General features: G+C 61.9%; 7 protein-coding genes and 1 pseudogene. 5 read left to right on the top strand and 3 right to left on the bottom strand.

Going from position 1 to position 9578, the window contains the following annotated elements; all coding sequences use genetic code 11:
* Positions 1 to 193: 193 nt before the first annotated feature.
* Positions 194 to 1768 (top strand): sensor domain-containing diguanylate cyclase, encoded by a 1575-nt coding sequence (locus tag J9892_RS10415; RefSeq protein ID WP_103243187.1) that lies wholly within the window; start codon positions 194 to 196, stop codon positions 1766 to 1768.
* Positions 1769 to 1850: 82 nt separating this feature from the next.
* Here J9892_RS10415 and J9892_RS10410 read toward each other — a convergent pair whose 3' ends face one another.
* Together J9892_RS10410 and fdhD are read right to left on the bottom strand one after the other, a co-directional pair.
* Entirely contained in the window at positions 1851 to 4148 is a 2298-nt protein-coding gene (locus J9892_RS10410; RefSeq protein WP_210538289.1) for an FdhF/YdeP family oxidoreductase, read from the bottom strand.
* Positions 4132 to 4917, bottom strand: a complete 786-nt coding sequence (gene fdhD, locus J9892_RS10405; RefSeq protein ID WP_161470741.1) for a formate dehydrogenase accessory sulfurtransferase FdhD — start codon at positions 4915 to 4917, stop codon at positions 4132 to 4134. The genes J9892_RS10410 and fdhD overlap by 17 nt, the downstream gene beginning before the upstream one ends.
* A 161-nt stretch (positions 4918 to 5078) precedes the next feature.
* Here fdhD and J9892_RS10400 point away from each other — a divergent pair, with 161 nt between their 5' ends.
* A complete protein-coding gene (locus J9892_RS10400; RefSeq protein WP_104456108.1) occupies positions 5079 to 5957 on the top strand; it encodes a LysR family transcriptional regulator in 879 nt (292 codons plus the stop codon).
* A 62-nt stretch (positions 5958 to 6019) separates the two neighbouring features.
* Here the strand turns inward: J9892_RS10400 and J9892_RS10395 are convergent, their stop codons facing one another.
* The gene (locus J9892_RS10395; RefSeq protein ID WP_161470739.1) at positions 6020 to 6871 is read right to left on the bottom strand and encodes a type 1 glutamine amidotransferase domain-containing protein; all 852 of its coding nucleotides are present in this window, start codon (positions 6869 to 6871) and stop codon (positions 6020 to 6022) included.
* A 117-nt stretch (positions 6872 to 6988) separates the two neighbouring features.
* On the opposite strand from J9892_RS10395, the gene J9892_RS10390 reads away from it, so the two are divergent.
* From J9892_RS10390 to J9892_RS10380, 3 genes and pseudogenes are all read left to right on the top strand, one after another.
* Positions 6989 to 7954, top strand: coding sequence for a LysR family transcriptional regulator (locus tag J9892_RS10390; protein ID WP_234916744.1), 966 nt, complete (start codon positions 6989 to 6991; stop codon positions 7952 to 7954).
* A 283-nt stretch (positions 7955 to 8237) separates the two neighbouring features.
* Positions 8238 to 9197 carry a galactofuranose ABC transporter, galactofuranose-binding protein YtfQ gene (ytfQ, locus tag J9892_RS10385; protein ID WP_010674607.1) on the top strand — a complete coding sequence of 320 codons (960 nt, stop codon included), beginning with the start codon at positions 8238 to 8240 and terminating at the stop codon, positions 9195 to 9197.
* Positions 9198 to 9282: 85 nt separating this feature from the next.
* A pseudogene (locus J9892_RS10380) lies at positions 9283 to 9456 on the top strand (ATP-binding cassette domain-containing protein); the annotation flags it as partial.
* Positions 9457 to 9578 lie beyond the last annotated feature (122 nt).

The raw sequence follows: 9578 nt of genomic DNA, 5'->3' as shown, positions 1-9578 counted from the left end.
TGACGGTATAACCTGGCCAGAAGGAGGCAATATCAATATGATGCACGGCGACAGCAGGGTGATGGTGGTGGTGTGTTTGGAGACAGCCAGTTTACCAGCACCCTGTCTGTCAACTTCCACTTCCCCAAGATCCCGCGAAGAACCTTAAAATTGCCGCACTGCCCCGATGCCACGACAAGGATCCGTTTCGTTCATGCACTCTCACTGGCTGCTGAGGTTTGATCTGCATCGCCTCATCCTTGCGCTGGCCGTCATCGGCGTGCTGGCTACCTTTGGCAACAGCTTTTACGCCATCTATCAGGCACAAAGACAACTGCTCATCGACAGCACCCTGGAGGCAAACCGGGTCTATGCCACCAAGCTCGCCGCCTCCACCGAGACCATGCTGCGCTCGGCCCAGGGACAGCTGGCCTATGGCGCGGCCCGGCTCGCCCCCTTGCTGCAGGACAACGACCTCCATGGACTCGAGGAGGTGGCAGGCCAGTTGCGCCAGCAGACCAACACCTTCAACTCGGTGGCCATCGTGAACACCGATTCCGTCATCGTCGCCGTCTCTCCCGAGGCATTGCATGTGAAAGGGGTCAAGCTCACCTCGGCCAATGCGAGCCGGACCCTGGCAAGCCAGCAGCCCCTCATCGCGGATCCTCTGGTCTCCCTCACTGGCAACTACCTCATCAGCCTCTCCCACCCCATCTTCTCGGCAGACAAACGCTACCTCGGCTATGTTGCCGGCACCATCTATCTGGAGTCCGCCAGCGTGCTCTCCAGCCTGCTGGGGCAGCACTACTACCAGGATGGTTCTTATCTTTATGTGGTGGACCGCCAGCGCACCCTCATCTATCACCCGAACCCGGAGCGCATCGGCCAGAGGATTGGCAAGAACCGGGTGGTGGATGCGGTGCTCAAGGGGCAGGATGGCGCGCAAAGCGTGCTCAACTCCCGGGGCAGCGAGATGCTGGCAGGCTTTGCCCCGGTGGCGGACGCAGGCTGGGGGATAGTGGCCCAGCGCCCCCGCAGCGCCACCCTGGCCGGCCTGGATGAACAGATGCTGGAGATCCTCAAGGGGATGATCCCGGTCACCCTCTTCATTCTCTTCGTCATCTGGCTCTCGGCCACCATCATCGCCAGACCCCTGCGACAACTGGCCAACCGGGCCGGACTCATGGATCAGCAAGGGGCCGCCACCAGCATCTCGGGGATCCGCGCCTGGTATTTCGAAGCGGCCCAGTTGAAGCAGGCCATCCTCAAGGGGCTGGGGCTGCTCAACACCAAGATCGACAAACTGCACACCGACAGCCACACCGACCCCATGACGGGCCTGTTCAACCGCCGGGCCATGCAGCAGATGCTGGACGAGTACGAGGTCGAGCGTCAGCCCCTGACGGTGATTGCCCTGGACATCGATCACTTCAAGGCCATCAACGACCGCTTCGGTCACGACGTGGGGGATGCCGTCATCGTCTCCCTCGCCACCCTGATGCAGCAGGATCTGCGTTCCGATGCCGCCTTGTGTCGAAGCGGCGGCGAAGAGTTCCTGCTGCTGCTGCCCGGGGTCTCCCTTGCACAGGCGCAGAAGATCGCCGAGCGCCTGCGTACCCGGGTGGCGAGCCACGACATGGAGGTAGCAGGCCACATCACCATCTCCCTCGGCGTCGCCCACTGGGGAGCGGATGCCACCAGCATCGCCGCCGTGCTCAAGGAGGCGGACAAGGCGCTCTATGATGCCAAGAGCCAGGGCCGAAACTGCGTGGTGGTGGCCCTGGGCTGATCGGCCCAGGCTTTGCCGGACACCGTTCGGCCATAAAAAACCCCTGCCATGGCAGGGATCGGACGGTATCCATGTCAGGAGATCAGAGCGTGACAGCCAGGCTCTCGACCGAGGCGGCGCTCGGGGTCACCAGTACGGGCACCGATTTGGAGGTGGGGGTGAAAGAGCCCTCCCCTATGCTCTCGATGGCCACCAGGGGGTTGGTCTCCGGGTAGTAGGCGGCGATGTTGCCTTTCGGGATCTCGTAGAAGATGACGCTAAAGCCCCGCACCACCCGCTCGCGCCCGTCGTTGCACACCGCACTCATGTCCACCCGCTGCTCCTCGGCGAGCCCCAGCCTCCTGGCATCCTCCTCGTTCATGAAGACCACGTTGCGTCGCCCCTTGATGCCGCGATAGCGGTCATCCATGCCATAGATGGTGGTGTTGTACTGATCGTGGGAGCGCAGGCTCTGAAGCAGCAGCACGGGCTGGTCCACCATCTGCTCCGCGTGGCTGGTGCACTCGGGCAGGATGGAGTCCGGCAAACGGCTCGCCCTGAATTCGGCGCGCCCGCTCGCGGTGTTCCAGCGCAGCAGGGCAGCGCTGTTCTCCAGATGGAAGCCGCTGGGCTCCTCGATGCGGCGGTTGAAGTCGCCAAAGCCCGCGATGGTCTCCTCGATGAGATCCCTCAGCAGCCCGTAGTCATCCCGCAGCGCCAGCCAGTCCACCCGATCGCTGCCAAGCGTTGCCTCGGCCATGCGGGCCACGATGTCTATCTCGGAGAGACAGAGCGGCGAGACCGGCTCGTTCATCCCGGTGGAGGCGTGCACCATGCTGAACGTGTCCTCCACGGTGATCTTCTGCACCCCGGTGCGCTGCTGATCGAGCTCGGTACGGCCCAGGCAGGGCAGGATCAGGGCATCTTTTGACACCATGAGGTGGCTGCGGTTGAGCTTGGTGCTGATCTGCACGTTGAGCTCGCTCCTTCGCATCGCTTCATAGGTGAACTCGGTATCCGGCGCGGCGGCTGCCAGGTTGCCCCCAAGGCAGATGAGCACCTTGCTCTTGCCGCCATGAAGGGCTTTGAGGGCCTCGTAGACGTTGTGCCCCGGCGTGCGCTTGAAGCCCACCGGGAAACGGCGCTCCAGGCGTTCGAGGAAGGCGGCATTGGGTTTCTCGTTGATCCCCATGGTGCGGTTGCCCTGCACGTTGCTGTGACCGCGCACCGGACAGAGTCCGGCCCCCGGCTTGCCAATCTGGCCGCACATCAGGTGCAGGTTGACGATTTCGCGAATGGTGTCGACCGAATGCTTGTGCTGGGTGATCCCCATGGCCCAGCAGCTGATCACGCTCTCGCTGCTTGCGAAGATCTGCGCCGCCCGGGTGATCGCCTCCCGACCGAGGCCGGATTGCGCCTCGATCTGCGTCCACTCCGTGGCCTTCACCTGAGCCAGGTAGTCGTCAAAGTGCGCGGTGTGCTGCTCGATGAAGGCGAGATCGATGCGCCCCCCCTCCTCTTCCAGGATGTATTTCGCCATGCCGCGAATGGCCGCCATGTCACCGCCCAGCTTTGGCGTGAGGTACTGGTGGCTGATGGTGGTGGCCGCCGGGGTCAGTAGCTCCGCCGGGCTCTGGGGGCTCGCGAAGCGCTCGAGGGCCACCTCTTTGAGATTGTTGAAGGTGACGATCTGGCACCCCTGGCGCGCCGCCTTGCGCAGGGCGTTCATCATGCGCGGGTGGTTGGTGCCCGGGTTCTGGCCAAAGACGAAGATGGCTTTGGCGGCGTCGAAATCATCGAGCACCACGGTGCCCTTGCCCACCCCGACGGACTGGATGAGCCCCACCCCGCTCGCCTCGTGGCACATGTTGGAGCAGTCGGGGAAGTTGTTGGTGCCATAGAGGCGGCCAAACAGCTGATAGAGGTAGGAGGCTTCGTTGCTGGCGCGTCCCGAGGTGTAGAACTCCACCTCGTCGGGGCTGGCCAGGCTCTTGAGTTTGTCGGCGATGAGGGCAAACGCCTGGTCCCAGCTAACCGGCTCGTAGTGATCGGTGGCCGGGTTGTAGCGCAGGGGCTCGGTCAGTCGCCCCTGGTATTCGAGCCAGTAGTCGCTCTGGGTGGCGAGGCGACGCACCGAATGCTCGGCGAAGAAATCGGCCCCCACCGTCTTGCCGGTGGATTCCCAGGCCACCGCCTTGGCGCCGTTCTCGCAAAACTGGAAGGCCCCCTGCTTGTTGTCACCCCAGGCGCAGCCGGGGCAGTCAAAGCCGTCGGTCTGGTTGACCCGCAGCAGGTTCTTGATGTTCTGGCGGGTCTTCTGGCTGCGCAGCACCTGCTTGAAGGTGGACTGCAGGGAGGAAAAGCCGCCGGCCTTGGCCGGTTTCTCAATATGACTGGACATGGGAATCTCCAACGTGATCCTGGGCGCGGGGGCTGGCATAGCAGACCGGGGCATCGGATCGGGGCACATGGATCAGGGTCAGGTTGTACTTCAGGGCCAGTCGCACCGCGAGCTGGCTGGGGGAAGCAAGGCTGATGAGGTGAGCGGCGCCAAATTGCACCGCCTTGTGAATGAGTTCGCTGCCGCAGCGACTGGTGATGACCAGGGTGGCGGCCTGCACCGGCTGGCGCAGCTGCATGCCGATGAGCTTGTCCAGGGCGTTGTGCCGCCCTATGTCCTCCCGGCAGGCCAGGATCTCGCCGCGATCATCCAGCGCCAGGGCGGCATGAAGGGCGCCGCTCTGGCGGGCCTTGCTCTGCCAGGGGACGATGCGCTCCCGCAGATCCTGCAAAGAGGCGGTGTCGAAGGGGGCGCCCGGGGTCAGCGGGGTGAGCACGGGCAACGCATGTTCGATGGCCTCCACCCCGCAGATGCCACAGCCGCTGGCTCCGGCCAGGCGGCGCTTGCGCTGGCCAAGTATTGCCAGACAGCGGTTGGCGATGGTGACATCGAGCACGATGCCGTGCTCGGACGGGGTGCTCTGGATATCGTGTACATCGTGGTTGCCCCCGATGATCCCCTCGCCAAACAGAAAACCGATGGCGAAATCGTCGAGATCGTCCGGGGTGGCCATCATGACGGCATGGTTGATGCCGTTGATGTTGACGGACACGGCCACCTCCTCCACCAGCTCATCCAGACTGGGCAACCGTGAATTGAAAGGGATCATGCGAGACGCTTATAAGCTGTATTCGGGCCTCAAGTTTAGATAAGCCGCCGCGCCAAAACCAATGAAACAAATCTATTCACCAATAGATAACTTCTATTGCCATCGGGATGTCGATTGATTAAATTTGTCGCTCATTGCCTTTGCCTGCTGCCATTACCACGATGAATATCAAGCAGTTGCACTATTTCTACGAGCTGGCCCAGCACCGTCACTTCGCCAAGGCGGCCAAGGCTTGCTTCATCACCCAGCCGACCCTGTCGGCCAGCATCACCGCTCTGGAGAAGTCACTTGGCACCGAACTGGTGGTGCGCAACAGCCAGTTCGTGGCCCTGACCCAGGCGGGGGAAGTGGTGCTGCACCACGCCGAGCGGATGCTGCAGGAGCAGGATGCCATGCGCCAGGAGCTCAGCCTCTTTCGGGGCGGGCTGTCGGGGGCGCTGCGCATCGGCGTCGTGCCCCAGTCGAGCATCGACATCATGCCGCTGCTTAAGGGGTTCAACGACGCCTACCCCAAGGTGGGCCTGCACCTCTGCGTGATGACCCATGCCACCCTGATGGAGCAGCTGGATCTGCATCGCATCGACATCGGGCTCGGCTTTGACGAGTTGCTCACCGAGCATCAACGCAGGGCCCTCGACGTCCAGCTTCGCCACCCCAACCCCATGGCCCTGCTGGGCCCCCTGCCTGCCCACTGCGCCCCGACCGGGCCGCTGACCCTGGCGGACCTGCAAGAGCTCCCCCTGATCCTGCCAAGCACCACCATGCAGTTTCGCCGCTACCTGGACGAGGCCGCCGCCCGCCAGCAGATCAGCCTGCGGGTGGTGCTGGAGACCGACTCCCTGTTCCACCTGGTCAACGGGGTGAGCCACGGCCTGGGCTGCGCCGTGGTCAGCGCCGGCATCGCCGCCACCGCCCAGCAACTCTTCAAACTGCCCTGCCATCCCTTGAGCGATACGAGCGCAGGCACCATCGCCTTCATCACCCGAAAACACAGTGTCACCCCCGCCATGAAGGCGTTTCTCGCCAAGGCAGGGGCATGAAAAAGGCAGCCCACGGGGGCTGCCTGCACTGATCAAGGGGGGAACTTGCGCCTCTCCTGGCGTCAGTCTGCCCCTTGCTGTTTGTCCAGCGCCGCGATAAAGGCGCTCGCCAGGGCGTGGTCGGAGAAGGGATTCTGGCCTGTGATGAGCTCGCGATCGATCACCACGCCAGGCTGCCAGGGTGCCACGAACTGCATGCTGCCACCGGCCTGGGCCATGGCCTTCGCCGGGTAGTAGCGCAGCTTGTCACCCCCAAGAGAGCCTTCAAACACCGCCTCTTCCTTGTCGGAGAAGATGGTCATCCTGTAACCGTCGTAGATCCACTCTCTGGCGCCGTCCGCCTTGCCCGCAATGACCGACTGCTCGAACCCGGCCGGATCCGCCTGCGCCGCCAGCAGCGCGATGGGGCCGTGGCAGATGGCGACCGTGGGTTTGTGGTTGTCATGGAAGTGGCGAAGCAGGGTCCCCACCTCGGGATCCTTGGCAAGATCGATGAGGGGCGCATGGCCCCCGGGAATGAAGAGGCCGGCATAGCGCTCGGGACCGGATGCCAGCACCTCCCTCAGGGAGATCACCTTGCCGGCGCCAAGCAGCCCCTCCACGACGGCGCCGATGCGCACCATCTCCTGCGGGTTGCCACCAAAGTACTGGGGATCGACGGAGTGTTTGTCGACAACGGGCCGGTTCCCTCTCGGGGTCACCGGGGTCAGGGTATAACCAGCCTCCAGCAGGGCGGCGGCAGGCACCCCCAGTTCATTCTGGTAGAAGCCGGTGGTCAGGCTCTTGCCCCCTTGCAGCGGCAGTTCGGTCTCGCTCGAGAGCAGCACCAGGATCTCGCCTTTCGGGGCGGCGCTGGCCGCAGCGGAGGTCGCCAGCAGCAGTGAGGCCAGCACGGCCTTGAGGGTGTTCTTCATCGTGATCTTCCTTTTGATGGCAGTGATCGATCGGGCGGCCACCGGGCCGCCCGCGATGAGCAATTTACTGATTACCCAAGGATGAATAAACTCACACCATTGAACTTGATTATTTACATGGATGAACATATGTCCCGTGCCTTCGACCCCGTCCAGCTCGGCACCATAGAGCTCTTTTGCAAGGCAGCCGAACTTGGCAGCTTTACCGCCACGGCTCAGGTACTGGGGGTAACGCCCGCCTCGGTGAGCCGCTCCATCCAGCGTCTCGAGGCCAGGCTCGGCGTCAAACTCTTCCATCGCACCACCCGCAGCGTGCGCCTCACCCATGACGGGGAGCTCTATCGGGAACAGTGCCAGCAAGCGCTCGAGCAGATCGCTGAGGCCGAGCGGGCCATCACCGGTCGCCAGCGCCACCCCAGAGGAGTGCTGCGCATCAGCGTGGGCACCGTCTATGCCCACCACCGTCTGGTGCCCCTGCTGCCGGGCTTCATGGCGGCCTATCCCGAGGTCGAACTGGAGCTCAATGTCTCCAACAGGAACATCGACTTCGTGGAGGATGGTTACGATCTGGCCATCCGGCTGGGGGAGCCGCGCGATGGGCGGATCATCGCCCGCAAGCTGGAGGATGCCAGCCTCGGGGTCTTCTGCGCCCCCGATTATGCCGCCCGCCGCCCCGCGCCGACCTCCCTGGAGATGCTGTCGCAACATGATCTGATCCAGTTCATCACCCCGAGCACGGGCCGCCCCTTCCCCTGGCAGTTCGTGAACGAGCAGGGGGACCCTGTCGACCTTCATGTTCAGAGCAGACAGCGGGTGCTTGACGATGTGCTGGCGGGCCTGGGCTGGGCGGTGGCTGGGGGCGGTCTGTTCCAGATCTACCATTTCGTGGCGGCCGAGGCGCTGTTGCAAGGCAAGCTGATCGAGGTGATGACCCCCTTTGCGGGGCGATCCCGCCCCTTCTACGCCCTCTATCCACAGCACCGTCACCTCTCGGCCCGGGTCCGGGCCTTCGTGGATTACCTGCTGGCAGCGGTGCACCCCGAAGGGTCGCCTGTGCCAGGGGAATATCCCCCTCTTCGTTGACGAGGGCCCCTCATCTGCGTGCCTGCGCCCCCGATACCGGGGGCAAAAAGCCGGTGGCACTCTGGACACAATGGTTGCCTAATTAAATAAATATGCATAAAAATCAATACAGGCAGGGCTCGATATATGAACTCTTCTGCTGTTTGTATGAAGCATCGTGCTGCTGAAAATTTTCTGTGAGCCACCTCCCGCCGTTTAATTCAAGAGCCTATAACCTTGACCCGTACAATAAAAACCTGACGTGTTCCGGTTTATTTCACCATGCATCACAAAGGAGTGTCATATGTATAAAAAAGTGAAACTGGCGAGCATTATCAGCACCCTTATTCTCTCGGCCACTGCATATTCTGCAGAGATGACCGTGGGCTTCTCGCAAATTGGTTCTGAATCCGGGTGGCGAGCTGCAGAAACATCGGTCGCCAAGAGCGAAGCCCAAAAACGCGGCATCATCCTGAAAATTGCCGATGCCCAGCAGAAACAGGAGAACCAGATCAAGGCCATTCGCTCCTTTATTGCCCAAGGAGTGGATGCCATCTTTATTGCCCCCGTGGTACAGACTGGCTGGGAGCCGGTATTGCAGGAGGCGAAAGAGGCCGAGATCCCGGTCTTCCTGCTGGATCGCAATATCACGGTAAAAGATGACGGTCTCTTCATGACCGGGGTCGCCGCCGACAGCGTCCACGAAGGGGAAGTGGCAGCCCAGTGGCTTATCAAGCAGCAGGATGGCAAACCGTGCAACGTGGTGGAATTGCAGGGCACAGTGGGTGCCAGCGTGGCGCTGGATCGCAAGAAGGGCTTCCTCGACACCGTCTCGGCCGTGCCCACCATCAAGATCATCCGCACCCAGTCCGGCGACTTCACCCGCAGCAAGGGCAAGGAGGTGATGGAGAGCTTCATCAAGGCGGAAAATAGCGGCAAGAATATTTGCGCCGTCTACGCCCATAACGATGACATGGCCATCGGCGCCATCCAGGCCATTAAAGAGGCCGGGCTGAAACCGGGCAAGGATATCAAGATCATCTCCATCGATGGCGTGCCGGATATTTTCAAGGCGATGATCGCAGGCGAAGCCAATGCCTCGGTGGAGCTCACGCCGAATATGGCGGGACCGGCCTTCGATGCCCTGCTGGCCTATAAGAAAGATGGCACCCTGCCCCCCAAACATATCAAGACGGAGTCCAAACTGTTTGAGCCCGGGAGTGCCGAGGCGCAGCTCGAGCTGAAAAAAGACATGGGTTATTAATCCCGCTCCCCCGCCAGACTGTCACATAGCGCGCCATATAAGTGATTGAACTTGTATGGCGCGCTATATCGGAGAGCCAATGTTCATGTCAGAGAACACTCACGATGTCGTATTGAATGCACGCGGAATATGCAAGGCGTTTCCCGGAGTACGAGCCCTGCATCAGGTGGACTTCTCCCTGCGCCGGGGAGAGATCATGGCGCTGCTCGGCGAGAACGGGGCCGGCAAGTCCACGTTCATGTACAGAACCTTAAGCGGCAAGCGAATTAATAATACCGTCTAACGTGTTGTTTTGCTTGGATTTTCTCTGCCTACTCTTTTTGCCGTTTTTGGATAAATACACCATTGCCCACTCCAACTTCTCTGTTATTTCCTGCCACG

The sequence above is a fragment of the Aeromonas sp. Prich7-2 genome, from assembly GCF_017939255.1.
Classification (GTDB): domain Bacteria; phylum Pseudomonadota; class Gammaproteobacteria; order Enterobacterales; family Aeromonadaceae; genus Aeromonas; species Aeromonas caviae.
Note: the sequence above shows the minus strand (reverse complement) of the source record. Positions and strands in the feature narration are given on the sequence as shown.

What these genes read in the sequence shown, in the direction of transcription:
- fdhD (WP_161470741.1), bottom strand. Translation starts at nt 4,917, where the DNA reads ATGATCCCTTTCAATTCACGGTTGCCCAGTCTGGATGAGCTGGTGGAG.
- J9892_RS10400 (WP_104456108.1), top strand. Translation starts at nt 5,079, where the DNA reads ATGAATATCAAGCAGTTGCACTATTTCTACGAGCTGGCCCAGCACCGT.
- J9892_RS10395 (WP_161470739.1), bottom strand. Translation starts at nt 6,871, where the DNA reads ATGAAGAACACCCTCAAGGCCGTGCTGGCCTCACTGCTGCTGGCGACC.
- ytfQ (WP_010674607.1), top strand. Translation starts at nt 8,238, where the DNA reads ATGTATAAAAAAGTGAAACTGGCGAGCATTATCAGCACCCTTATTCTC.
- J9892_RS10415 (WP_103243187.1), top strand. Translation starts at nt 194, where the DNA reads ATGCACTCTCACTGGCTGCTGAGGTTTGATCTGCATCGCCTCATCCTT.
- J9892_RS10390 (WP_234916744.1), top strand. Translation starts at nt 6,989, where the DNA reads ATGGATGAACATATGTCCCGTGCCTTCGACCCCGTCCAGCTCGGCACC.
- J9892_RS10410 (WP_210538289.1), bottom strand. Translation starts at nt 4,148, where the DNA reads ATGTCCAGTCATATTGAGAAACCGGCCAAGGCCGGCGGCTTTTCCTCC.